Source organism: Haemophilus sp. HMSC066D02, assembly GCF_001810545.1.
GTDB lineage: Bacteria > Pseudomonadota > Gammaproteobacteria > Enterobacterales > Pasteurellaceae > Haemophilus_D.
In genome coordinates this window covers 23,032-47,500 of sequence record NZ_KV801804.1, presented here as the reverse complement: position 1 = coordinate 47,500, position 24,469 = coordinate 23,032, and the positions used below count along the sequence as shown (strand labels likewise).

20 protein-coding genes, 1 pseudogene and 1 riboswitch are annotated in these 24,469 nt (G+C 39.9%); of the genes and pseudogenes, 2 read left to right on the top strand and 19 right to left on the bottom strand.

Annotated features, from left to right (window positions below):
• Positions 1-38: 38 nt before the first annotated feature.
• The 9 genes from yfbR to HMPREF2750_RS00430 all read right to left on the bottom strand — a co-directional run bounded on the left by yfbR (position 39) and on the right by HMPREF2750_RS00430 (position 8,918).
• Complete coding sequence (gene yfbR, locus HMPREF2750_RS00470) at positions 39-635, bottom strand: 5'-deoxynucleotidase (RefSeq protein WP_070582159.1); 597 nt, start codon at positions 633-635, stop codon at positions 39-41.
• Positions 636-641: 6 nt separating this feature from the next.
• Entirely contained in the window at positions 642-1,664 is a 1,023-nt protein-coding gene (gene degS / locus HMPREF2750_RS00465; protein WP_054418592.1) for an outer membrane-stress sensor serine endopeptidase DegS, read from the bottom strand.
• A 3-nt stretch (positions 1,665-1,667) separates the two neighbouring features.
• The gene (ribD, locus tag HMPREF2750_RS00460; protein ID WP_070582158.1) at positions 1,668-2,798 is read right to left on the bottom strand and encodes a bifunctional diaminohydroxyphosphoribosylaminopyrimidine deaminase/5-amino-6-(5-phosphoribosylamino)uracil reductase RibD; all 1,131 of its coding nucleotides are present in this window, start codon (positions 2,796-2,798) and stop codon (positions 1,668-1,670) included.
• 1 nt (position 2,799) lies between these two features.
• Positions 2,800-3,249, bottom strand: coding sequence for a transcriptional regulator NrdR (gene nrdR, locus HMPREF2750_RS00455; RefSeq protein ID WP_005695670.1), 450 nt, complete (start codon positions 3,247-3,249; stop codon positions 2,800-2,802).
• 77 nt (positions 3,250-3,326) lie between these two features.
• The gene (recC, locus tag HMPREF2750_RS00450; RefSeq protein ID WP_070582157.1) at positions 3,327-6,686 is read right to left on the bottom strand and encodes an exodeoxyribonuclease V subunit gamma; all 3,360 of its coding nucleotides are present in this window, start codon (positions 6,684-6,686) and stop codon (positions 3,327-3,329) included.
• A 37-nt stretch (positions 6,687-6,723) separates the two neighbouring features.
• Positions 6,724-6,990 carry a DUF5374 domain-containing protein gene (locus HMPREF2750_RS00445; protein ID WP_083304566.1) on the bottom strand — a complete coding sequence of 89 codons (267 nt, stop codon included), beginning with the start codon at positions 6,988-6,990 and terminating at the stop codon, positions 6,724-6,726.
• Positions 6,991-7,003: 13 nt separating this feature from the next.
• The gene (locus tag HMPREF2750_RS00440) at positions 7,004-7,690 is read right to left on the bottom strand and encodes a DUF2572 family protein (RefSeq protein ID WP_070582156.1); all 687 of its coding nucleotides are present in this window, start codon (positions 7,688-7,690) and stop codon (positions 7,004-7,006) included.
• Complete coding sequence (locus tag HMPREF2750_RS00435; RefSeq protein WP_070582155.1) at positions 7,687-8,403, bottom strand: PulJ/GspJ family protein; 717 nt, start codon at positions 8,401-8,403, stop codon at positions 7,687-7,689. The genes HMPREF2750_RS00440 and HMPREF2750_RS00435 overlap by 4 nt, the downstream gene beginning before the upstream one ends.
• Positions 8,400-8,918 (bottom strand): hypothetical protein, encoded by a 519-nt coding sequence (locus HMPREF2750_RS00430; protein WP_049355385.1) that lies wholly within the window; start codon positions 8,916-8,918, stop codon positions 8,400-8,402. The genes HMPREF2750_RS00435 and HMPREF2750_RS00430 overlap by 4 nt, the downstream gene beginning before the upstream one ends.
• A 200-nt stretch (positions 8,919-9,118) precedes the next feature.
• Here HMPREF2750_RS00430 and suhB point away from each other — a divergent pair, with 200 nt between their 5' ends.
• The gene (gene suhB, locus HMPREF2750_RS00425) at positions 9,119-9,919 is read left to right on the top strand and encodes an inositol-1-monophosphatase (protein ID WP_054418585.1); all 801 of its coding nucleotides are present in this window, start codon (positions 9,119-9,121) and stop codon (positions 9,917-9,919) included.
• A 45-nt stretch (positions 9,920-9,964) separates the two neighbouring features.
• Here suhB and bioB read toward each other — a convergent pair whose 3' ends face one another.
• The 9 genes from bioB to ompA all read right to left on the bottom strand — a co-directional run bounded on the left by bioB (position 9,965) and on the right by ompA (position 18,013).
• Positions 9,965-10,981 carry a biotin synthase BioB gene (gene bioB / locus HMPREF2750_RS00420; protein WP_054418583.1) on the bottom strand — a complete coding sequence of 339 codons (1,017 nt, stop codon included), beginning with the start codon at positions 10,979-10,981 and terminating at the stop codon, positions 9,965-9,967.
• Between the two features lie 73 nt (positions 10,982-11,054).
• Positions 11,055-11,684: a thiamine ABC transporter ATP-binding protein gene (gene thiQ, locus HMPREF2750_RS00415; RefSeq protein WP_070582154.1), complete on the bottom strand. Its 630-nt coding sequence runs from the start codon at positions 11,682-11,684 to the stop codon at positions 11,055-11,057.
• A complete protein-coding gene (thiP, locus tag HMPREF2750_RS00410) occupies positions 11,677-13,281 on the bottom strand; it encodes a thiamine/thiamine pyrophosphate ABC transporter permease ThiP (RefSeq protein WP_070582153.1) in 1,605 nt (534 codons plus the stop codon). The genes thiQ and thiP overlap by 8 nt, the downstream gene beginning before the upstream one ends.
• 5 nt (positions 13,282-13,286) lie before the next feature.
• Complete coding sequence (thiB, locus tag HMPREF2750_RS00405; protein ID WP_070582152.1) at positions 13,287-14,285, bottom strand: thiamine ABC transporter substrate binding subunit; 999 nt, start codon at positions 14,283-14,285, stop codon at positions 13,287-13,289.
• 35 nt (positions 14,286-14,320) lie between these two features.
• Positions 14,321-14,413, bottom strand: a riboswitch (TPP riboswitch).
• A 144-nt stretch (positions 14,414-14,557) separates the two neighbouring features.
• Positions 14,558-14,884: a Grx4 family monothiol glutaredoxin gene (gene grxD, locus HMPREF2750_RS00400; protein ID WP_005699458.1), complete on the bottom strand. Its 327-nt coding sequence runs from the start codon at positions 14,882-14,884 to the stop codon at positions 14,558-14,560.
• A gap of 75 nt (positions 14,885-14,959) precedes the next feature.
• Complete coding sequence (locus tag HMPREF2750_RS00395) at positions 14,960-15,772, bottom strand: TPM domain-containing protein (protein ID WP_070582151.1); 813 nt, start codon at positions 15,770-15,772, stop codon at positions 14,960-14,962.
• Positions 15,765-16,214 carry a TPM domain-containing protein gene (locus HMPREF2750_RS00390; protein WP_014065676.1) on the bottom strand — a complete coding sequence of 150 codons (450 nt, stop codon included), beginning with the start codon at positions 16,212-16,214 and terminating at the stop codon, positions 15,765-15,767. The genes HMPREF2750_RS00395 and HMPREF2750_RS00390 overlap by 8 nt, the downstream gene beginning before the upstream one ends.
• A 9-nt stretch (positions 16,215-16,223) precedes the next feature.
• Positions 16,224-16,805, bottom strand: coding sequence for a LemA family protein (locus HMPREF2750_RS00385; RefSeq protein WP_049364356.1), 582 nt, complete (start codon positions 16,803-16,805; stop codon positions 16,224-16,226).
• A gap of 101 nt (positions 16,806-16,906) precedes the next feature.
• Positions 16,907-18,013, bottom strand: a complete 1,107-nt coding sequence (gene ompA / locus HMPREF2750_RS00380; RefSeq protein WP_049366114.1) for a porin OmpA — start codon at positions 18,011-18,013, stop codon at positions 16,907-16,909.
• Positions 18,014-18,412: 399 nt separating this feature from the next.
• Between ompA and HMPREF2750_RS00375 the strand changes: the two are divergent.
• Positions 18,413-21,489: pseudogene (locus tag HMPREF2750_RS00375) on the top strand (FAD-binding and (Fe-S)-binding domain-containing protein).
• A gap of 87 nt (positions 21,490-21,576) precedes the next feature.
• Here the strand turns inward: HMPREF2750_RS00375 and valS are convergent.
• Positions 21,577-24,441 (bottom strand): valine--tRNA ligase, encoded by a 2,865-nt coding sequence (valS, locus tag HMPREF2750_RS00370; RefSeq protein WP_070582150.1) that lies wholly within the window; start codon positions 24,439-24,441, stop codon positions 21,577-21,579.
• Between the last annotated feature and the right edge of the window lie 28 nt (positions 24,442-24,469).

The window sequence follows — 24,469 nt, the reverse complement described above, 5'->3', positions numbered from 1 at the left end:
AAGTGCGGTTAAAATTAACCGCACTTTTTTATTTTAATTTATAACGCTATCTCATCAATCGAGCGCCCAAAACTCGGCAAAAAGACCTGTAAAAAATAATCCATTTCTTGACTGTGCCATTGTTCCATTAGATTTTCTAAACGTTTTTTCGCTGTTTTAAATTCATGGTTACCATGCTCTAATTCAAATTGAGCCTTGATATAAGCACAAATCAAATCCGCTTGTTTTACTAGATGCTTTTCTTCTGGGCTAAATTGCTCACTATCTAAATATGGAGCAAAACTCTCTTGCAATTCAGTCGGGAGCAAGCTAATTAAATGCAATTCAGCTGCCGCTTCAATATCTTTATAAGCATGCGTGATTTCAGAATTGAAATACTTAATTGGGGTTGGTAAATCACCGGTGAAAATTTCAGAGGTATCATGATACATCGCCATCACCGCAATACGCTCAGGATTCACTTCCCCACCAAAAAAGCGATTTTTAATAATCGCTAAAGCTTGTGCCACAAAGGCAACTTGCAGACTATGCTCCGCTAAGTTTTCCTTTTCAATATTGCGCATCAATGACCAACGCTGAATTAAGCGAAGACGATCTAAACAGGCAAAAAAGTGACTGGTTTTAACTTCCACAATATATCCTTAATTAGACGGGAACTCTTCAATAATCACAGGGAGATCAATCACTTTACCTAAGCGAGAAATGGTAACGATGACTTCAGTATTCGGTTTAGTATCACTGATAATTTGCATCATTTCACGAATAGACAGGTTATCTTGTTTATTTAAACGTAAAATCACATCACCTACTTGGATGCCCGCTTTCGCTGCAGGGCTATTGGCGGTCACGCCTGTAATCACGATACCACCATTTGAATTAGCGGTAATTTCACTTTGTACCCCAAAATAACCACGAATCACGCGTCCATCGCGAATAATTTTATATAACACATCATTAGCGATACTAATTGGAATCGCAAAATTTAACCCTTCTGCAATTTCATTGGCTGTTTTACCAATACTTAACGTGCTGATCCCTACTAATTCGCCTGCTGAGTTAATCAACGCGCCACCAGAGTTACCGCGGTTAATCGACGCATCTGTTTGAATAAAGTTTTGACGACCTAAAGAATCCCCTACGGCACTACGCCCTACCGCACTGATAATCCCTTGAGAAACACTTTGACCGAGGTTATACGGGTTACCAATAGCCAAAGCAATATCACCCACTCGTACTTGGCGTTCTTTATTTTGTGGAATGGTAGAAAGATTGGTTGCTTTGATTTTTAATACCGCAAGATCTGTCAAATTATCCGAACCGATTAAATTCGCTTCATAAATATTGCCGTTTTGCAGTGCCACCACAATTTGATCGGCATTTTGAATAACGTGTTTATTGGTGAGAATATAACCGTCTTTTGTCATAATCACGCCAGAACCTAAGTTATTTACCTGTAATTGATCGCTATCATTAATGCTAGCAGAAGAAAAAGAGCGGTTGTACACGTTCACCACGGCTGGAGAAGCAATTCTCACGGCACTATTAAACGAAACGATATCATCAGCAGAAAAAAGGCTGCTGTTATTGAGCTTAGGAACGGCAAATAAAATAACACCTGCCGCAGCAAGCCCCCAAAGGGCGGAGTGGAAAAGTTTTTTAAACATTTTTTATTCTTTTATTAATAAATTAGGTAAATAACTGAGCTTTAAATCATCCCCAATTCTTTCACATTCTTGCAGTTGCCACAATGGGGCATCCGCAAGTTTTTCCAAATGCGGGAGTTGGCATAATCCTCGAGCTTTATCTCCTAAGAGTTTCGGGGCGACATAAATGATTAATTCATCTACAGCATGTTGTTCAATCAAGCTACCCGCTAAATTGGCGCCAGCTTCAACCCAAACAGAATTCACTTGTCGCTTACCTAATTCTGTCATCAATAGATCAAAATCATAGTTTTCTGGCAGTAACATTTGCTCACAGAAATCAGGGAATACAGACATATCCCGTGGAATTGAACCCACAAGCCAAACTGGCGAATGGGTATGGAATAATTGATGGTTTGGTTGAACTCGATTTTTAGAATCTAAGATTATGCGAATAGGCTGACGCACAGTATCTTCAGCATATTCCGCTTTTAGATCATCGGGGAATTGATTCCAACGCACGTTCAAGCTTGGATCATCGGCTAACACGGTAGCACTTGTAGATAAAAGTGCGGTCGCTTTGGCTCGCATTTTTTGTACATCTGCACGAGCGGCTTCACCCGTGATCCACTTGCTGTCACCGCTCGCCATGGCTGTTCGTCCATCTAAACTCATGGCTAATTTTAGCTGCACATAAGGCTTGCCAGTTCGCATACGTTTGAGAAAACCTTTATTTAAGGCTTCAGCTTGTTCATTCAATAAATTGACCGCACTTGGAATGCCTGCATCTGCTAACATTTTTAAGCCCTTGCCGGCCACTTGAGGATTAGGATCGGCCATGGCGGCGACAACTCGACTGACACCCGCTTCAATTAAACCTAATGCACAAGGCGGTGTGCGTCCATAATGAGAACAAGGTTCAAGCGTCACATAAGCCGTTGCGCCTTTCGCTTTCTCACCGGCATCTGCCAATGCCACACGTTCTGCATGAGGCTGACCAGCTTTAAAATGAAACCCTTTCCCGACAATTTCACTGTTTTTAACTAACACACATCCTACGGATGGATTAGGCGTAGTGGTGTACTGCCCTTTTGCCGCAAGCTCAAGAGCCAGTTGCATAAATTTCACGTCATCAGGGGAAAAGGTGCCATTCATACTAATCCTTTAAGCTTTCAATTTCTTTGGTGAATTCATTGATATTATCAAAGCTCAAATAAACGGACGCAAAACGGATATACGCCACTTTATCTAATTCTTTCAGCTCATTCATGGCTAATTTGCCCACGAGATGACTTGGCACTTCGCGCTCACCTGTCGCACGTAATTGGATAATAATATGGCTGATGGCTTTTTCCACATCATCCGAACTTACAGGGCGTTTTTCTAACGCATGTTGAATACCACTACGCAATTTATCTTCGTTAAATGGCTCGCGTGACCCATCATTTTTAATAATTTTTGGCACCACTAATTCGGCCGTTTCAAAGGTGGTAAAGCGTTCATGACAATTCCCGCATTCCCGACGACGACGCACTTGATACCCATCAGAAACCAAACGGCTGTCAATCACCTTAGTTTCTTCAGTTGAACAAAACGGACAACGCATTTTAGATCCTTTTCAAAATTATTCTTAAGTCAGCATCTTATCAAAAATCCAAGATCTTTTCGATCTGAAGATCCACTTTAAGACAACATTTCTCCAAACCAGGAGGTGGTTTGTTTCACCAACTGCAAGAGACCATCCTGCGATTTAAATTGTTCTGTTTGCCCCAACACCCTCGCCCAATAAGGATCAGCTTTTCCATAGCCATAAGGATCATCTTTCGCAAGGGATTCGATATTCGTCAAAACATTGTCAAAATTGACCGAACTTTCATCTTTTTCAATAAACTTCGCGATATTTTCCGTTGGAATGAGCTGAATTTGTTGCTGGCTTTGTAAATAAGCCTCGACATACATTTTCAGTTTCTCAAGTGCGGTTGATTTTTCTATTGTTTTTAATGTTAAATCCTTATCTTTAGCGATAATGCGTGGCGGCAGTGCGTTCTCTTTCGTCGCCAGTTGAATGAGATAATAAAGCCATGGGCGAATACGATAACGATCTTTATATTTTGCAAATCTCCATTCGATTATCTGATTTTCATCACCAAATAATGGCTCCATATAGCCAAACAAGCGAATGTTGCCTTGTGCCGTTTCCACCACAAAATCAACACTCTCACTATGTGGTGAAGAATAATCCTTAATTTTCTCTTTAAAAGCCAATATATCAGCACGAATGGATTGCGCACAAACTTCCGCAAACTCGCCGCGTGGCATGATGCCTTTCACTCGCTGTTTGGCGAAATAATCGTTAAATTGCGCTTCCTCCAAATGCAATAACTCATTACTAATACGATAATGATCCAAACCATTTAACGTGAAGTTTTCACTTTCTTCAATGCGCTCATCTTCATCTCGGAAATACACGCCAAGCTGCTTTTCAAAAAAGAATTTCACTGGATTTTCAACAAAACTCACAAAACGATCGAGTTCAATTTCCGTTATTGGCTCTTGATTTTCGCCCATCGGCACAACAAATTCATGACATTTTCTTTCTTGGAATTGAGCAATCGGCAGCCATTTTTTTGCAAAAGAGCGGTTAATTTTCCCTTCATTTTGGAAATTACTTGGACTAAATGCCGTCATTGGATGTTGTTCAATCCTTAAGCCATTTTCTGAATAATGAGTAATATAATCAATTAACTGGCTCACCAATACTGAAGGTTCTTTAGGTTGATTATCAATAATTGAAGAGCCTACATAACTCACATAAAAATGGGATCTTGCGGCCAGTAAGGCTTCAAGGAATAAGTAACGATCATCATCTCGACGAACACGATCGCCTTTTTGATGATGATATTGCATTAAGTCAAAACTATTTGGTGTATGACTGCGTGGGTAATCCGCCTCATTCATTCCGAGCAAACACACCACTTTAAAAGGAATGGAACGCATTGGTAAAAGTGTGCAGAAATTCACTTTCCCCGCTAAGAAACGAAGGCTGTTTGGTGTTTCTTCTAAACGAGCAGACATCACTTCCGCAATGACATCCGCTTGCAAAGCTTCTTCAAAATTGACGGTCTGCAAATCATCGGCAAAGGCATTGATACAATCTTGAATATAAAATAAGGTATCCGCAGTTTCTTCATTTTGCACAAAGAAATCAGTCAAAAGTGCGGTCAATTTTTCACGCCATTTTTCAATATTGTGTGCCTTTTGCAAATCTTGATGCCATTTATTTAAGGCCGTAAAAAATTGATTCACTGCACCTACTAACTGCCCTTTCAATCCATAGCTACTATCAAGTCCAAGACTGTCTTGCCAAACGCCTTGCTCTTCACGCATCGCATAACCTAAGGTCATACGTTCAAGCCCCGCCTGCCACGCGTTAAAATTCAGTGTATTCTGCAGTTTTTCTAAACCAAAGCGAATACCCGACTCTTTCACCCATTCACGAATTTGCTCGAGATCTGCAAGGGCAATATTAAAACGCTCACGGATAGCCGGAATATCTAATAAAGCCAGTACTTCTTCGGCACCAAACTGACTTTCTCTTAAATTTAACAGCGAAAGATAGCTCGACACGATCACATCACTTTCAGACAATTTACTGTCAGAAATTGAGAACGGAATAACAGGTGCATCCGCACTATTCGCACCAAAGACAGCCTGAATATAAGGCGTATATTGGTTAATATCGGCCACCATGACCACCACATCTTTTGGTGTAATCTGTTCTTCTTTTGGCTTATGCTGATTTTGATTGAATAAATCCAACAAATAATCATGCAGCACTTCAACTTCTCGCATCGCGCTATGGCAAGATTTCACGACCAAAGAGCGGTCATTTTTCGCGACATTTAATGCACCATGACTTAACGTCAAAATTTGATTTTGGATCTGCCCTAACAACGTTTTTTCGGGAAGTTCTGCATAGTAATCACGGGAAATGGCTTGAATATTTTCCTCATCTCGCACTAATTGATAGAGAAAATCCCGTCCCATTTTTCCCCAAGAGGCTAAAAGCGGATTCCCGCTGAACAATTCTTCTTGTTGATTAGTGTAATCAAGGTCGGTAGGTTCCCATGACACTTGCTCGGCTGAAATTAAAGGCTTCACATCGTCGCTTTCTTTCAAGAAACGCTGTCTTTCTAATAAATAGGATTTACTCAGATCTCGCAAATCGCCCCAATATTCTTGACATGGATTATTGAAGAATAAATGCACGTCTGTTTTAGCTGAAATACCTTGGAAAATATTGAGATAAACCGTTGGCAATGCAGGAATACCAAAAATAAAAATACGTTCTGGTAAGTTGAGTGTCGCATTGGGATCACGACATAATGCTAAAAATTGTTGATTGAGTGCAGCACGATGTTTTGCTTTTCCACCGAAATCACATTGGACATCATCCACCAAGGCTCGCCATAAAATTCCCTGCCAATGAATATTGCCTTTAATTTGAGAAAGAAAGGTAGGATTTAACGCCGAAAGCCCCTGCTTTTGCTGATTAATTTGAGCCAAGATCTTTTCATCGTTATTTTCTTCCCATGCGGCAATCCATTCGGGACGATAGACGAGATATTGGTCAAATAAATCGGCAACTTTTAGGCTTAATTGATAAAGTTTTTGCTGTTCTGACGCAGGTGAAGACGCTAAATATTTTTTTAATGGTTCAAATTCTTTTTGCTGTAAAAAGGTAGGGATTAATCTCATTAATCGCCATAACGTTGAATCTTTTTCAAAAGGGTTTTGCGTAGAAACATTCGGCAAATTATCGGCGTAAAGTTTCCAAATAAAACTGGAAGGCATGGGGAATTGAAAATTCGCTGCAATGCCGCGTTTTTTAGCAATTTCCATTTGCAACCATTGTGCCATACCCGGACTTTGCACCAACACAATGTCAGATTGAAACGGCTCATCTTGCGGTAAATTTTCCAATAGCGAAACTAAAATATCCTTTTGAATTTCTAGTTGGTTTGAATAATAAGTAACGAACAAAGTAACGCCCTTTTGAAAGCAAAAACAATGCGTTATTTTACTCGGTTTTCAATAAAAATTCACCTTGAGGATAGCGTATATTCACTTGATGATGACTGCATTGAATTGCAAATTGAATGCCATTTTGTTCTACGCTATTTTCACAAGACAAGCCTAAAAACTGACGTTGAGCCTGATTTTCAGCAATTTGAATCGCCTGAAATTCTTGAAAAACTCTGACCGCACTTTTCCGTTGCTCAGTCGTCCATCGGTTAAAGATCAAAAATAACCCGCTGAAAATCAATAAGGCTAATAAAAGTGACATTAACGACATGCCATTATTCACTTTGATCTTGCGCACTTAAATCACTCCAACTTTTATCCACCAAACGCCATTGGCTATATTCTTGTACGAGTTTTGTTACCACAGCTTTACCGTAAGCTATCGTCACGTCTCCCGCCAACTTAAGTGAGCCTCCAGTAATCACAGCACCACTAATATGCCCTTTGCCGGTTAAACTTAAATCGCCTTCTGCTAGCAGAATACCACTCACATTCCCTTTAATTTCTAATTGGCTTTGCGTTATCCAATACACTTGAGGTGTTTTTTGAGCAGTTAAAACTGACTCTACTTTCACAAAGTGCGGTTGAAAATCAGCTTGTTTTTCGCTGGAAATAAAATCTCGCAGCATATTTTCATTAATGCCTTTTGTGGGCGATTTCTTAAATAACTCTGCACGTTTACACCAAACAGAATAGGCGACTTTATCCTCTGCCCCTGAAGACTCGAAAAAGACTTGTTTCACTTTTTCAATACCATTTAAAGGCAAGTTTTGACAAATGTGTGTTTGTTGTTGCAGACTGATATTCTGTAACGCTAGGCTTTGTTCTACATAATATTTTCGCTGACTCATTTGAGATCGAAAAAACGCAAAGATCTGTTCATCAAATAATAAGATCAATGCCAATAAGCCTGAAAGTAAAATAAGAGCCGTCAGTGTCACCATCCCTTTTTTCATGATCATTCTTCTTGATTTAATAAAGGCACCACAAGCGAAGTTTCGTATTGAATATGCTTATGTGCTGCAAGATGCCCTGCGAGTTTGATTTCAATCCCTTTCCCTTCCTTTAACCAATCAAAACGTAATTGAGAAATCTCAAACTCTTTTTCATCCAATAAATCTGTCCATCCACCACCCGCGTTACAAGTAGATTGGGTTAAAGCACGCTGACATTCTTCCGAGCGACAATCCGCATTTACCGCATTTTTATAGGTTTGTTTAGTTTCGATCATTTTCCCGTTAAGTTTGTAACCAAATAGCTCCTTTTCGATATTTTTTGCCACATTTTTAACGCCATTTACGCAGGTATTTTTTGTGTACTTTTCCCCAATACAACCATTAGTATTCAAATCATAAAAAAACAAGACACAACTATTTAATGGTACATTGTCTGCTTGAGCAATAGTTATTGCTGTGCCCTTTTCGTCTAATTCGAATAAAGCCAGATTATCTTCAATGAGTTTTTGGTTTGCGGCTCGAAAACCTACACGACGCAGATCTTTCCCGATGAGTTGAATTGTGCGTTGTAATTCCGCTTGTAATTTGAGTTGTAACATTAAACGCTGATTTTGCTGCTGGGTTTGGGCATAAAATTGTGCAACCAATAACAATAATAAAGCCGATAAGCCAAGTGAAATCAACAAACTCACCAATGTTTCGCCTTTTAATGATTTCATCTTGTACACGCACTCGCCGCTTGATCAGACTTTAATTTAATACTGCCCACATTGAAAAAAGAGAACAATGTTCGATGCTCTTCAGCCTGTAACATAAAACAATTTGTTTCCATGGTATTTCTGGCCCCATTAAATTTCACCGCCACTTCTGACGGATATAGTTTAGGGCCAATTAGCATCGTTTTGCCTTCAAAATAAGGATAGTAAAAATGCGCATAAAGGTTTTTAGGACAATTCTGGGGATGAAAACAATCACAAAAATGATCACTTTTTACTTGAGCTGTGATACACCAACGTTGATTTGCCCTATCTTGATTGGCCAAAATAAACCAAATCGCCGATGAGTTTTCCGCCCTCGCTTGAATATTACGTAAGAAAAAATAAAGCCGTTGTTGCTCTTTTTCGAGAAAATATTTGGGATCATTTTTCTGCCATTTAGGCAATGCAAACGCTAACGTTAAGCTTAAAATAAATAATACAATCAAGGTTTCTAATAAGGTTATCCCTTTATACATAAAATGCCTTCTTTTTTGACCGCACTTTAAAATTCCTTTAGAAGAAAGCCAAATTGGCTACTTTATTTTTGCGATACTGATCGCAAATTTCCTTTAAAAAACGGGAAAAACCGTGAATTAAACATTTTCAACTGGCTATTTACTAAAACTCCCTTATAATAGGCGACCTATTTATCTGTTCTTTAAAATCTGGTGGAAATATGAATCCAATGTTAAATATCGCTATTCGTGCGGCACGAAAAGCGGGCAACGTGATTGCTAAAAACTATGAGCGCCGTGATGACATCCAAACAAGTAAAAAAGGTATTAATGATTATGTGACTAGCGTCGATAAAGCTGCTGAAACAGAGATCATTGAAATCATTCAAAAATCTTATCCTGATCATACAATTATCAGTGAAGAGCGTGGTGCATTAGAAGGCAAAGACAGTGATATTCAATGGGTGATTGATCCACTAGATGGCACAACCAACTTTATAAAAGGTTTGCCACATTTCTCTGTTTCTATTGCTATCCGTGTAAAAAACCGTACTGAAGTGGGTGTGGTTTACGATCCTATTCGTAATGAATTATTCACTGCTGTGCGTGGTGAAGGCGCAAAATTAAATGAAGTGCGTTTACGTGTAGATAGCCAAAATGAACTTAACGGGGCGATTTTAGCCACCGGTTTCCCATTCAAACAACCAAGCTTGATGCCAACTCAATTTGCTATCATGAATAACTTAATTGATGAAGCAGCCGATTTCCGTCGTACGGGTTCTGCCGCATTAGACCTTTGCTATGTGGCTTCAGGTCGCATTGACGGTTATTTCGAAATGGGCTTAAAACCTTGGGATTGCGCAGCGGGTGATTTAATCGTGCGTGAAGCAGGCGGTTTAGTGTGTGATTTCAATGCGGGGCACGGCTATTTACGCTCAGGCGACATCGTGGCTGCACCAGCGCGTATTTTAAAAGAAATGCTGAATAAAATTCAGCCTTGCTTAACCGAACAAGTTAAGTAAGTCCCAATGAAAAGTGCGGTGAATTTCACCGCACTTTTTTTATGACTAATTTCTGTCGAGTGGCTTTCTGTTTTCTTCCGTTTCCGGCTCAAGATCCAATTTTGCCATAAGAAGCTGATCGCCATCTTCTTCTGGGTTGCCAGTCACTAATAATTTATCACCATAGAAAATGGAATTTGCGCCAGCCATAAAGCACATGGCTTGCATTTCTTCACTCATGCCTTGACGACCTGCAGATAGACGAACATAACTTTTCGGCATAGTAATACGCGCCACCGCAATAGTACGAACAAACTCAGTCCAATCTAAATCAGCCGCCTCTGCCATTGGTGTGCCTTCTACTTTCACTAATTGGTTAATCGGTACTGACTCCGGCTGCGGATCAAGATTTGCCAAACTTGCAATGAGACCAGCTCGCTCTTTACGGGTTTCGTTCATGCCCACAATACCGCCACAGCAAACTTTCAAACCGACACGACGCACTTTTCCTAATGTGCTTAAACGATCATCAAAACGGCGTGTACCAATGACATTGTGGTAATTCTCTGGTGCCGTATCAAGATTGTGATTGTAATAATCCAATCCCGCATCTTTTAACTCTTCCGCCATACCATCTTGCAGCAACCCAAAGGTCCCGCAAGTTTCTAAGCCAATATCTTTTACCGCACGAATAATCGCCGTCACTTTTTCCATATCTTTAGGCTTAGGACCACGCCATGCTGCGCCCATACAAAAACGTCCTGCACCACGTGCTTTCGCAATTTTGGCCTTTTCGACAATTTCATCAATATCCAAGATCTGCTGATTTTGTACGCCTGTTTGATAACGTGCTGATTGTGGGCAATAACCACAATCCTCTGGACAGCCACCCGTTTTAATCGACATCAACGTCGATAACTGTATCGCGCCAGGGTTGAAATGCTCTCGATGCACTTGAGCCGCACGATAGACTAATTCTAAAAAAGGTGTTTCAAACAACGCTTCGACTTTACAAACAGACCAATACTCTACTGATGGATGGGGTGTAATAGATGAAAGCTGTACTACATTTGTTGTGGTCATTATATTTTCCTCGTTTAAGCTATGTCGCTTTGATTAAGTTGAGCATATTACTCTGCAATATGATAAAAAGAGATCAGATCACTTTTCCTTGATGAATTTCAATCACTCGATCAATATGCCGTTCAATTTCTTTGGGTTGATGCGTCACCAGTAACATGGTGAGTTTTTTCTCTTCACATAATTGATCCATTAAATCCTGCATTTCAATGCGTAATTTAGGATCAAGAGCTGAAAAAGGCTCATCCAATAATAAAATGGGTTTATCTCGTAGCAAACAGCGCGCTAACGCTACTCGCTGTTTTTGTCCACCTGAAAGTGCGGTCGGTTTTCTCGTTAAAAAATCCTGTAAATTGACCGCACTTGCAGCTTGTTCTACAAGGGCTTTTTCTTCTGCATTTAAGGCTAAATTCGGTTTTAAACCTAAGGCAATATTCTCTTCTACAGAAAGATGAGTAAAGAGATTGTTTTCCTGAAATAGCATGGAAACAGGACGCTCAAAAGGTGCTGTTTTGGTATGATTTTCACCATTTAGCCAAATCTCACCACTATCGGCATATTCGAAACCGGCAATTAAATTCAGTAAGGTACTTTTTCCTGAACCACTTTCACCAATGATGGCGATTTTTTCCTGGGCTTGAATATGTAAATCAAATACCATCGGCATGGATTGATAATTGAAGACCACATTATTTAATTTAATCATTTTGTTCCTTCTGCCCTTCAATAAACATAAATAAACCTAAACATAAGCCCAATAAAATCAATGCCGTCACTGCCGCTTCTTGGCTTCGATATTGTCCGATTTGTTGATAAAGCAAATGAGGCAACGAAGTGAAGTCAGGGCTACCAAATAAGGCTATCGCTGTAAAATCGCCGAGTGATAAAGTCGTTGCGAGTGCCAAAGCATATTTCAACGGGGCTTTTAGTAGCGGATATTCAATTAAACGAAAACGCTGCCAACCTGTAATATTCAGCGATAAACAGAGTTTTTCATAATATTGCATCGATTGATTCATTGGTGTATTGAGAATTTTGATCACAAATGGCAAGGCAGCCAAGGCGTTACAAACAGATACCACCACAAACAAATGCCCTGCTGAAAAATCAATATCTTGTAACCAAAGGAATAAGCCGACTGCTAAGACAATAGTCGGAATGGCTAAAATCATCATTCCACCTGTTAAAATCAAGTGAGCTAATTTAGGGTGATATAACCATTGCAGTTGACGAGAAAGTAACAATAAGAAGAACCCAAATAATACCGATAAAATCCCTGCGGTCGGCGCCATGGTTAATGAATAAGCAAGCGCTTTCCATAATTGTGGGTTTTGCCAATAACCAAATAATCGGGTCGCTGACAAACCTTGGAAAACGATATTGAATAAGGGACTTAAAATAAATAAGCACACCGAGAATAAGACAAAAACATGTCCAAATTTGACCGAACTTGAAGAAGGCAAAACCCATCGATAACGTTGCGAAACCTGGGTTTCGGGTGCTTTCGCCCAATATTGTGAAAGTGAAAATAAAACAAAACAAAACGCAAATTGTACTAACGCAAAAAGTGCCGCTTTGGATAAATCAAATTCAAAGAAAATGGCTTGGTAAATGGCGACTTCTAGTGTGCTATTTTGTGGCCCGCCACCAAGTGCCAATACAATCGTAAAACTGGTTAAACACAGCATAAAAATCAATACAAAGGCCGACACGATTTGGCTTTTCAAATAAGGCCATTCAATTAAACGGAAAAATATGAAACCTTTGATATTCAATTGTGCCGCGAGTTGATGCTGTTCGGTCGGTACACTTTGCAAAGCCTGCAAACTCATTCGTGCCGCTAAAGGAATATTAAAAAATAAATGGGCAATGAGGATACCACTTAAACCATAAATGGAGGGTTTCCACGAAATACCTAAGGTTTGCAGCAGTTGTGTTAGCCAACCTGCCGTGCCATAAATCCCAATCAAACCGAAAATAGCCAGTAATGCTGGCAAAACAAACGTGAGAGAAAAAATGCGTAAAATGAGCGATTTGCCGTTGAAATCTAAATAGAAAAAAGCGCGTGCAAATAAAGTTCCAATTACGCTAGAAAGCAAGGCTGACAAGAATGCCTGCTCGATACTAAAAGCGATGACTTGATGCAAATAATCGTCTTTTAAGAAATCAGATAAGGCATAATCACTTCCAACTGAAAAAACAGCAGAAAGTGAAAATCCATAGAGTAAAACAATGAAAAAAATGACCGCACTTCCGCCCAAATAATGGCGAGGACGAAAATGCGGATGTTGCAATAAGCTCATTAACACTACTTAGATAAAGCTTTTTGCCATTGATTGATCCAGCCTTTAAGCTGCTCACTTGTCACCGTGGTGGTATCTAAAATACGCATTGATTTTGCGCGAGAATTAAGCGCATCAATATGACTTTCGATATTGGTCTCTACCACGGGTAACATCACATTATTTTTAGCAATATCCGCTTGAGCTTGCGGTGAAAGTAAGAATCCTAGAAATTCATCAGCACAGGCATTATTACGATTAGCGACTTTTGCCGCGACTTCAATTTGTAATACGCTCCCCTCTGCAAATTCCGTTGCCACATAATTGTCTTTTTGTTCAGAAAGAATATGGTAAATCGGTGAAGTATTGACGCTTAAAACCATATCCCCTTCGCCTTTTAAGAAGGCTCCATAAGACTCGGTCCAACCTTTGGTGACCGTGACCGTATGTTTAGAAAGAGTTTTCCAGGCATTTGCTACATCAGCTTCTGGATAAACCGCATTCATCCAAAGCAATAAGCCTCGTCCAATACTGCTTGTACGCGGATCTTGATATAACACTTTAAGATCTTGACGCTCAACTAATTCTTTTAAGCTCTTTGGTGGATTAGCCAGCTTATTTTTGTCATAAATAAACGAATATTGCGCATAATCAAATGGTAAGAACGTGTGATTTGCCCATTTAATTGGTAAACGTAACTGGCTTAAATCCACTTTATTTGGCTCAAAAATATTGAGTTTTTGTGCATCCTCAATTTGATAACTATCTAAACCGAGTACTACATCCGCCTTAATTTTTTTACCTTCTAGACGAACACGGTTAAACAAAGTGCCATTATTATCAAAAGCTACATAATTCAGCTTACATTGCGGGAATTGTTGTTCAAAAGCCGCTTTAACTTTTGGTCCTGCACTCCAATCAGCACTAAATGAATCATAAGTATAAACATCTAATGTTTGAGGTGAAGCTTGTGCGAAAGCGGAAGCGGTGAAAAGTGCGGTTAAAATGGGAAGCGTTTTGTTCATTATGCGTTCTCCTTATTTTTGCATAACGAAACAGCATAATGAGATGATTAGTTTCCTACGCCAGCATTATCTGTTTCAGGTTCACGGGTATTTCTCAGCCATTAATAGAGGCACCCCGACTAACGCGATGTAGTCTATCTTAAGGAAATTTAATCAACAAGTTATTTCATTTAAAAATGTTAATCTGATCACATTTTTATAACAGGTTTATCATTTTTTGAGCAAAAGAAAACCTGCTAAAAAGCAGGTTTATCTTGGTAATCTATCGTCAATTAAGCTTGATGTTTAGCCGCTACTTCGCTTAATAAGGTTTGAAGTTCGCCAGCTTGATACATTTCTAAAATAATGTCACAACCACCAATTAACTCACCTTCTACCCATAATTGTGGGAAAGTTGGCCAGTTTGCATAAGCCGGTAATTCAGCACGAATATCTGGGTGTTGAAGAATATCAACATAGCCGAAAGGCACTTTGCAATTCATTAATGCTTCAGATGCACGTGCAGAGAAACCACAAGAAGGTAATTTTGGTGAACCTTTCATGTAAATTAAAATTGGGTTTTCAGCGATTTGTTTTTTGATTTTGTCTAACGTTTCCATAATGTTCCTTGTTCAAATAAATATGAATAGGGCGCTATTCTAGCATAAGATAGAACCTGAGTGAAAGACTTGGTCTTACCAACTTCCACCAGCTCCACCGCCGCCAAAGCCACCGCCACCAAAGCCACCACTGGAAGAACCACCTCCACCGAAGCCTCCACCGAAGCCTCCACCAAATCCGCCTCCGAAACCGGAACCGCCACCACGGCGACGAGAAATCGTACTTTGACGAATGATTTTATTCAGTTGGTCACGTTGATTCGGGCTAATATATACTTCATCTTTGTGATATTGGAATTCACCAAATAATACAATAGCAATAAATGCCAATACCATTAAGAATGGGATGTACTTATCGAACGCATCTTCTTCAACTTGTGCCGCATCAAACTCGCCTTTACTTGCCGCAATAATTTGGTTTAAGCCATCATTAATACCTTGGGCATATTGACCTTGTTTAAATTGTGGCAAAATTGCCGAACGGATGACTTGCGATAAAAAAGCATCCGGCAGTACGCCTTCTAAACCTTGCCCTGTTGCGATAAAAACTTTGCGATCATTTTTCGCAATCAGCATCAACACGCCATTGTTCAGATTTTTACGCCCAATACCCCATTTATCACCTAAAGCAAAGGTATAATCAGCAATTTCATATTCACCGGTTGTCGGAACCAAAACAACAGCGATTTGTGAACTCGTTTCTTTACTATAAGCAATCAGTTTATTTTCTAAAATTTGCTTATGTTCTGATGAAAGTGTGTTGGTGTAATCGTTTATGTAATGGAAAGGATTTGGTGCAGGCGGAAATTCTGCCGCAACAACCATTTGAGCAAAAAAAACAAGGCTAAAAATAACCGCACTTTTCATAAAAGATAAAAGCTTAGCCATTAATAATTACCTCATTAGATAATTCATTCACATCATCAGGCTGAATAGGGAAATGGCGAGATAAAATATCACTGATACGATCAATCGCATCGACAATGCCTTGTGTATAAGCTTTTTGTTTAAACTGCTCAATCATTAAATCGCATTGTAACTGCCAATAAGCCACATCAACAAATTGATGAATGCCTTTATCACCTACGATTGCACAAAGATGATTTTTATATCCCACATAAATCAACACGGCATTTTGTGCCGCTGTTTTATGCATTTCCAGTTCGTCAAAGACTTCTAAAGCTCGTTCCATTGCAGACAGTTGTGCTGAAGCCTTTGGTACTTTGCGTTCAATATAAACACGTAACTCAGCCGAACTTAAGCTTTCGAGGCGACTAATCGCCGCCTCGATTTGCTTTTTATCTACCGGAATTCTGGAAAAGAATGGCATAGATAAACCTTAGTTAAAGTTTACAGTTGGTGCATTTTCAGCGCCTGCAGCTGATTTAAAGTAAGGTTTAGCTTTAAAACCAAAAATCATTGCCGCTAATTTAGTTGGGAATTGACGTACTTTTTCATTATAAATACGTGCAGCTTCATTAAATTTATTACGAGCGACATTGATACGGTTTTCTGTACCTTCAAGTTGCGCTTGTAAGTTCATAAAACCTTCATTCGCTTTTAATTGTGGGTATTGTTCTACAGTAACAAGTAAGCGAGATAATGCTGAACCTACTTGATTTTGGTTTTGTTGGAATTCGTTTAATTGTTCTTCCGTTAAATTAGACGGATCAATTTTAGTTTGTGTCGCTTTTGCGCGAGCTTCGATGACATTGGTTAATGTTTGTTGTTCAAAGTTAGCTTGACCTTTCACAGTATTCACTAAGTTTGGAATTAAATCTGCACGACGTTGATAAGATGATTCAACATTTGCCCAAACAGAATCAATTTCAGTTTCTGCTTTTACTAAGCCATTGTAGCTAGACATTAAGCCAAAACCTGCAGCAACGGCGATAATAATCAAGATAATCCACTTTTTCATTCAAAAATTCCTTCAATTATAGGTTTAATTTATATAAGAAAAGACCTAAACCGAAGTTTAGGTCTTCTAATGTTAATCCGTTAATGGATAACTAAATAAAATTATTTAGTACCGTTAACTGCGATTTCAACACGACGGTCTGGTGCTAAACAAGCGATAAGCGCTTTACGACCTTTAACCGCGTCACAAGTAGAACCTGTAACTGGGTTAGCTTTACCGTGACCAACTGCAGAGATGCTTTGAGCTGGAACACCTTTAGCTACTAAGTAGTTAGCTACAGAGTCTGCACGACGTTGTGATAATTTCACGTTTGGTGCATCTTTACCAATACGGTCTGTATAACCAGCAACTGCTACGTTAGCGTTGTTGATTTGAGCGATTTCACCATAGATACCGTCTAAAGTTGCTTTAGCTTGTGGTTTTAAGTTAGCTTTACCGAAAGCGAAAGTTACATCAGAGCTTAAGTTGAAAGTTTTGCTTACAACTTCAGGTGCAACAACTGGAGCAGCACCTTGACCGAAACGGTAAGATAAACCAGCGTTGATAGAACCGATCCATGGGTTATAGTCTTGAGAACTATTGTGAGTATCTTGAGTACGTAATTTACCTACGCGAGCTAACCATTGGTATTCTAAACGTAATGCTAACTCTGGTAATGAAGGTAATGCATATTCGAAACCAGCAGCGAACACTGGAGAAACGCGTAAGCTGTGACGACCTTCTTCGTGATCACGTGCACCAGTTGCTGTGTCATAGAATTTGTAGTCTGAACGTACTAAAGCTGCACCAGCACGACCGTAGAAGTCTAAACCTTCTAAAGCAGAAGTTAAACCACCAAGACCATAGCTACCTTTTAAGCTTAAGTGAGCACCGTGGTTAGTGTGTTTGAATGCTACTTTACCAGCATCTTTGAATTTAACACGACCGAAGTCATCATAACCTAATTCTACCGCTAAACCTAAGTTATCACGGTTTAATACTTGGTAACCACCAAATACACCGTAAGTAACAGAGTTACGGTTGTAACCAGCACCAAATTCAGAGTATTCGTTTGTTGGGTTAACTACAGTATTAGCTTTGATACCATCGTGGAAAGATGCTTGACCAGCTTTAACACCTGCATAGAAAGTGTTTTCTTGTGGAGCTGCTTGAGCTACAGAAGCTGCTGCTAAACCAGCAACGACTAATGCGATTGCAGTTTTTTTCATTTTGATGTCCTCTATTTAGTCATCGTTATTAATAAGAAAAGTTTCCTTGTTTATTGTGAACTTTATAAAAAAGAAACACTCTAAACGTTGCTTAACTAGGGTTTTGAATTTGCCCTAACTTATCCTTTTGACAAATTCAATTCCTTTGCCATAGCCAAAGGAACGTTCAAAAGTATGGTTATTATCCTATAAAAACACCAAAGATCAAACTTTTTTTGCCCTTTTTGGTTATTTTATAGACAAACAACCCCTAAAATGAACATTCATTCACAAAAATCGGGTTAATTTTTAACCCGATTTCTATTCTAACAAAAAATATCTTTTGTTCAAATCGACTTTTTTTTGAGCTTCATATATCATCAAATTCACTTTCTTCTCTATTTATATGTGAGTGATTTTATGTTGCCCCGTCTTTCTAATGTGCCACAACTTAATAACGTGGTAAGTGATTATCTTAGCGAACTCCAAAACAGCATTTTGAAGGTGATATTGCATCAAATTATGCCGACCGTTTAAGTCTCGCGACAGATAACAGCGTCTATCAACAACTTCCACAGGCTATTTTGTTCCCTAAATCTGTTGCCGATGTGGTACGCATCACCAAATTAGCGAATAAAGAGAAATACCTTCATCTAACCTTTACACCTCGCGGTGGTGGCACGGGTACCAATGGACAATCTATTAATAACAATATTATTGTGGATCTCTCTCGCCACATGACGGGCATTTTAGAGCTTAATATAGAAGAGCGTTGGGTTCGCGTTCAAGCAGGTGTAGTAAAAGACCAACTAAACCAATTTTTAAAACCTCACAGTTTATTCTTTGCACCGGAACTCTCCACCAGTAATCGAGCAACCCTTGGCGGTATGATTAATACTGATGCTTCCGGTCAAGGTTCATTACAATATGGTAAAACCTCCGATCACGTTTTAGCATTACGTTCTGTTTTGATGAATGGTGAAATATTAGATACAAGTGCGGTCAAATCCGACGATGTTTTAGAAAACTACCCACTTGCAGAAAATGGAAAAACGCTACATCAAACGATTTTCCAACGTTGTAAAGAGAAGCGCGCCTCAATCATTCAAGATTTACCCCAACTCAATCGCTTTCTCACCGGTTACGATCTTAAGAATGTCTTTAATAAAGATGAAAGTGAATTTAATCTCACCCGAATTTTAACGGGGTCAGAAGGTTCACTTGCGTTTATCTGCGAAGCCAAACTCAATTTATTGCCGATTCCTAAATATCGCACCTTAATTAATGTGAAGTATAGCTCATTTGATGCAGCCCTTCGCAATGCACCTTTTATGGTGAAAGCCAATGCTCTTTCAGTCGAAACCGTCGATTCCAAAGTGCTGAACCTTGCTAAGCAAGATATTATTTGGCATTCAGTAAAAGAACTTTTAACAGAAGAAGAACAAAATCCAATTCTTGGTTTAAACATTGTTGAATATGCGGGCAATAATCAAACTAAAATCGACAGCCAAGTGACCGCACTTTGTCAGCAATTAGATGAAAAAATTGCACAAGGTCAAGATCATATTATCGGCTATCAACTTTGTTCTGACTTGCCTTCTATTGAACGTATTTACGTCATGCGTAAAAAAGCGGTGGGGCTATTAGGTAATGCGAAAGGTGCGGCCAAACCGATTCCTTTTGTGGAAGATACCTGTGTGCCACCAGAACATCTTGCCGATTACATTGCTGAATTTAGAGCCTTATTAGATAGTCACAATCTGCAATATGGGATGTTTGGCCATGTGGATGCCGGTGTATTGCATGTTCGCCCAGCTTTAGACTTATGCGATAAAGAACAAGTCAAACTCTTTAAACTAATTTCAGATGAAGTGGCTGAACTCACCGTGAAATACGGCGGTTTGCTATGGGGGGAACACGGTAAAGGGGTACGCTCTCATTATGGCGAGAAATTCTTTACACCTGAACTTTGGCAAGAATTACGTTATGTGAAATTTTTATTTGATCCAAACAATCGTCTCAATCCAGGTAAAATCTGTACGCCACTTAATAGCGATGCGGAACTCTATTCGATTCTCTCGCCAATGCGTGCAGACAATGATCGTCAAATCCCGATTCAAATGCGAGACGAATTCAAAGGTGCAATGAACTGTAACGGTAACGGGCTTTGCTTTAACTTTGATGAGCACAGCATTATGTGCCCTTCCATGAAAGTGAGTAAAAATCGCGTATTCTCGCCAAAAGGACGAGCCGCGATGGTGCGTGAGTGGTTGCGATTGATGGCCAATGAAAACGTATCACCTGAGCAATTAGATTTTCATAAAACACAAGTGAGACTGACCGCACTTGTGGACCGTTTCCGCAATAGCGTACAGAAATGGCGCGGCGAATATGACTTCTCAAATGAAGTGAAGGCAGCAATGGATACTTGTCTGGCTTGTAAAGCCTGTGCAAGCCAATGCCCGATTAAAATTGATGTACCAAGTTTCCGTGCAAAATTTTTCCATTTTTACCACAGCCGGTATTTGCGTCCAGCCAAAGATCATATTGTGGCGAATTTAGAAGTTGCCGCACCTTATATGGCAAAACAACCGGCATTGTTCAATTATTTCACCAAGCTCAAAGTCACACAACGCTTGGTTGAAAAAACACTGGGTATGACTGACTTGCCTCTCCTTTCTGAGCCTAACCTTCAACAACAATTAGTGGAAATCGGCTACCAAGGCAAAAAATTAGAAGAGTTGGAAAGTCTCAGCGCCACAGAAAAAGCCAATATGCTCTTTATCGTACAAGATCCTTATACCTCTTATTATGATGCTAAAGTGGTACGGGATTTCGTGGCTCTCACACAAAAACTAGGTTTTGAGCCAATCATTCTGCCTTTTAAACCGAATGGCAAAGCCATGCATATTAAAGGTTTTTTAACTCGCTTTAGTAAAACCGCTAAAACACAAGCGGAGTTTTTAAATCGCGTTGCTAAATTAAATGTGCCTTTGGTCGGTGTAGATCCAGCGATTGTGCTTTCTTATCGAGATGAATATAAAGAGGCCTTAGGGGATTCTCGCGGTGATTTCCATGTGCTTACGGCGCACGAATGGCTGACCAATCAATTAGAAAGTAAGTCATTACAAAGTGCGGTGAAAAATATCGCGAAATCTGACCGCACTTTTGAGTGGCATTTATTCCCTCATTGTACTGAATCCACCTTTATGCCAAACAGCCCAAAAGAATGGCAGAATATTTTTGCGCAATTTGGACAAACCTTGAACGTCGAGAAAGTCGGCTGCTGTGGGATGGCGGGTGTATTTGGTCATGAAGTACAAAATCAAACCATGTCGAAAGATATTTACGACGTATCTTGGGGCAAAAAATTACAAGGTAAAGATCCGAATCATTGTCTCGCAACTGGCTATTCCTGCCGTAGCCAAGTGAAACGATACGAAAAAGCTATCTTAAAACACCCTGTTCAAGCATTGCTTGAAGTGTTGAATAACTAGAATAGATTTTTCGACTTATCACAATATCACAGAAAATAAAAAGCGGCCAAATTTTAAATTTGACCGCTTTTTTACCTCTTTTTAAAACTACAACGCTTCAATCGCTTTATACTGCTCTTGGATCTTTTCTAATCCAGATTGGTATTCCGCTTGTTTTTCGCGTTCTTTCGCAATCACCGCTTCAGGTGCTTTAGCCACAAAAGCTTCATTGCTAAGTTTGTTCTCGATACGTTTAACTTCATTTTGATATTTTTCAATCTCTTTGGTTAAACGGGCAAGCTCTGCTTCCTTATTGATAAAGCCTGCCATTGGTACGAGCAATTCTGCATTACCGACGAGTTTTGCTACCGCAAGTGGTGCTGTTTCGTTTGCTGCTAACACTTGAACGTTGTCTAATTTCGCCATGGCTTTTAAAAGAGCGGTCTGTTTTTCGAGAATTTTTGCGTTTTCTGCGCTTAAATTACGGAATAACAGATCTAAACCTTTGCTTGGTGCGATGTTGCTTTCTGCACGGATGTTACGTACCGCAACGATCACTTCTTTTAACCACTCAATCTCAGCTTCTGCTTCTGGATCAAAACCGTTCTCTTCCACTTTCGGGAATGGTTGTAGCATAATGCTATCAGCTGTAATGCCCACAAATCCTTTCACTTTTTGCCAAATTTCTTCGGTAATAAATGGAATAAGCGGATGTGATAAACGTAATAATTTTTCTAACACATGAACCAAGGTTTGGCTTGCCGCACGAATTTGTGCTGCATTGCCGTTTGCAAATACCGGTTTAGTTAATTCTAAATACCAGTCACAGAATTGGTTCCAAGTAAACTCATAAATCGCATTAGCACAAAGGTCAAAACGATATTGGCTTAATGAGTTACGGAAAGTTTCCACTGTGCGGTTGAATTCTGATTGAATCCAACGATCCGCTAATGAGAATTCGATCTCGCCTTCGCTTAAATCTAATTTTTCATTTGTTAAGACGAAACGGCTTGCATTCCACAATTTATTACAGAAGTTACGGTAGCCTTCTAAACGTTTCATATCCCAGTTGATATCACGACCGTTTGAAGCTAATGCCGCTAATGTGAAACGTAATGCGTCTGTACCGTGAGCGGCAATGCCCTCTGCGAATTCTTTGCGAGTCGCTTTAGCAATTTTCTCTGCCAATTGCGGTTGCATCATGTTGCCGGTACGTTTTTCAAGTAAATCTTCAAGGCTGATACCGTCAATCATATCGATTGGGTCAAGTACGTTACCTTTCGATTTCGACATTTTTTGGCCTTGCTCATCACGAATTAAGCCTGTTACATACACCGTTTTGAATGGTACTTGTGGTTTGCCATTTTCATCTTTCACGAAGTGCATCGTAAACATAATCATACGCGCAACCCAGAAGAAGATGATGTCAAAACCGGTGATTAACACATCCGTTGGGTGGAACATTTTGAGCTCTTTGGTTTGCTCTGGCCAACCTAAAGTGGAGAACGTCCATAAGCCTGATGAGAACCACGTGTCTAATACGTCTTCATCCTGTTTGAGTTCAACCGCAGAATCTAAGTTGTATTTTGACCGCACTTCTTCTTCGTTGCGTGCGACATACACGTTGCCTTCTACGTCATACCACGCAGGAATACGGTGCCCCCACCAAAGTTGGCGAGAGATACACCAGTCTTGAATATCGCGCATCCAAGAGAAGTAAAGGTTTTCATATTGTTTCGGTACGAATTGGATTTCGCCGTCTTCCACCGCTTTAATTGCGACATCAGCAAGCGGTTTCACGCTCACATACCATTGGTCAGTTAGCATTGGCTCGATTGGCACGCCGCCACGGTCGCCGTAAGGCACTTTCAAATCATGCGGTTTAATTTCGTCTAATAAACCTAACGCTTCAAAATCTGCCACAATTTTCTTACGTGCAACAAAACGCTCTAAGCCTCGATAATCCGCAGGAATAGTCGCTTCATATCCTGCAAGTGGTTTGCCGTCAGTACCAATAATTTCGGCTTCATCACGAATATCTGCGTTTAAGGTTAATACGTTAACCATCGGCAAGCTGTGACGTTTACCCACTTCGTAGTCGTTAAAGTCATGCGCAGGGGTGATTTTCACCACACCAGTACCAAATTCACGATCTACATATTCATCGGCAATAATTGGAATTTCACGGTTTGCCAATGGCAGAACCACGGTTTTACCGATTAAAGATTGGTAACGCTCATCTTCAGGATGCACTGCAACAGCTGTATCGCCCAACATGGTTTCCGGACGTGTGGTTGCCACCACTAAATAATCTTTACCATCTGCTGTTTTTGCACCGTTTGCTAACGGATAACGGAAATGCCAAAGAGAACCTTTGCTCTCTTTGTTTTCTACTTCTAAATCAGAAATTGCGGTGTGGAGCTTTGGATCCCAGTTTACCAAGCGTTTGCCACGGTAAATCAAACCTTCTTCGTGCAAGCGCACAAACACTTCTTTTACCGCGTTGGATAAACCATCGTCCATAGTGAAACGCTCACGTTCCCAGTCGATTGAGTTACCTAAACGGCGCATTTGTTGGCTAATTGTGCCACCAGAATAGGCTTTCCAATCCCAAATTTTGTTGATGAACGCTTCACGGCCATAATCATGGCGTGTTTTGCCTTCTTCAGCCGCAATTTTACGCTCTACCACCATTTGGGTCGCAATACCCGCGTGGTCTGTCCCTGCTTGCCATAAGGTATTATGCCCTTCCATACGATTAAAACGGATTAAGGTATCCATTAAGGTTTGTTGGAACGCGTGTCCCATATGTAAAGAACCTGTTACATTCGGTGGCGGAATTGCAATGCAATAGCTCGGCGCGTTTTCATTTTCAGACGGTTTAAAATAACCGCTCTCTTCCCAATGTTGATAAAGGGCTTGTTCTACCGCAGACGGATTAAAACGGTCTGCCATTTCGAATTTTTGTGTCATTTATTTTCTCTTTAACTAACTTACAATC

Excerpts from the sequence above, each read along its gene's own strand:
- degS (WP_054418592.1), bottom strand. The coding sequence starts at position 1,664 with ATGTTTAAAAAACTTTTCCACTCCGCCCTTTGGGGGCTTGCTGCGGCA.
- ribD (WP_070582158.1), bottom strand. The coding sequence starts at position 2,798 with ATGAATGGCACCTTTTCCCCTGATGACGTGAAATTTATGCAACTGGCT.
- nrdR (WP_005695670.1), bottom strand. The coding sequence starts at position 3,249 with ATGCGTTGTCCGTTTTGTTCAACTGAAGAAACTAAGGTGATTGACAGC.
- HMPREF2750_RS00445 (WP_083304566.1), bottom strand. The coding sequence starts at position 6,990 with ATGTCACTTTTATTAGCCTTATTGATTTTCAGCGGGTTATTTTTGATC.
- HMPREF2750_RS00440 (WP_070582156.1), bottom strand. The coding sequence starts at position 7,690 with ATGATCATGAAAAAAGGGATGGTGACACTGACGGCTCTTATTTTACTT.
- HMPREF2750_RS00435 (WP_070582155.1), bottom strand. The coding sequence starts at position 8,403 with ATGAAATCATTAAAAGGCGAAACATTGGTGAGTTTGTTGATTTCACTT.
- HMPREF2750_RS00430 (WP_049355385.1), bottom strand. The coding sequence starts at position 8,918 with ATGTATAAAGGGATAACCTTATTAGAAACCTTGATTGTATTATTTATT.
- suhB (WP_054418585.1), top strand. The coding sequence starts at position 9,119 with ATGAATCCAATGTTAAATATCGCTATTCGTGCGGCACGAAAAGCGGGC.
- bioB (WP_054418583.1), bottom strand. The coding sequence starts at position 10,981 with ATGACCACAACAAATGTAGTACAGCTTTCATCTATTACACCCCATCCA.
- thiQ (WP_070582154.1), bottom strand. The coding sequence starts at position 11,684 with ATGATTAAATTAAATAATGTGGTCTTCAATTATCAATCCATGCCGATG.
- thiP (WP_070582153.1), bottom strand. The coding sequence starts at position 13,281 with ATGAGCTTATTGCAACATCCGCATTTTCGTCCTCGCCATTATTTGGGC.
- thiB (WP_070582152.1), bottom strand. The coding sequence starts at position 14,285 with ATGAACAAAACGCTTCCCATTTTAACCGCACTTTTCACCGCTTCCGCT.
- grxD (WP_005699458.1), bottom strand. The coding sequence starts at position 14,884 with ATGGAAACGTTAGACAAAATCAAAAAACAAATCGCTGAAAACCCAATT.
- HMPREF2750_RS00395 (WP_070582151.1), bottom strand. The coding sequence starts at position 15,772 with ATGGCTAAGCTTTTATCTTTTATGAAAAGTGCGGTTATTTTTAGCCTT.
- HMPREF2750_RS00390 (WP_014065676.1), bottom strand. The coding sequence starts at position 16,214 with ATGCCATTCTTTTCCAGAATTCCGGTAGATAAAAAGCAAATCGAGGCG.
- HMPREF2750_RS00385 (WP_049364356.1), bottom strand. The coding sequence starts at position 16,805 with ATGAAAAAGTGGATTATCTTGATTATTATCGCCGTTGCTGCAGGTTTT.
- ompA (WP_049366114.1), bottom strand. The coding sequence starts at position 18,013 with ATGAAAAAAACTGCAATCGCATTAGTCGTTGCTGGTTTAGCAGCAGCT.
- valS (WP_070582150.1), bottom strand. The coding sequence starts at position 24,441 with ATGACACAAAAATTCGAAATGGCAGACCGTTTTAATCCGTCTGCGGTA.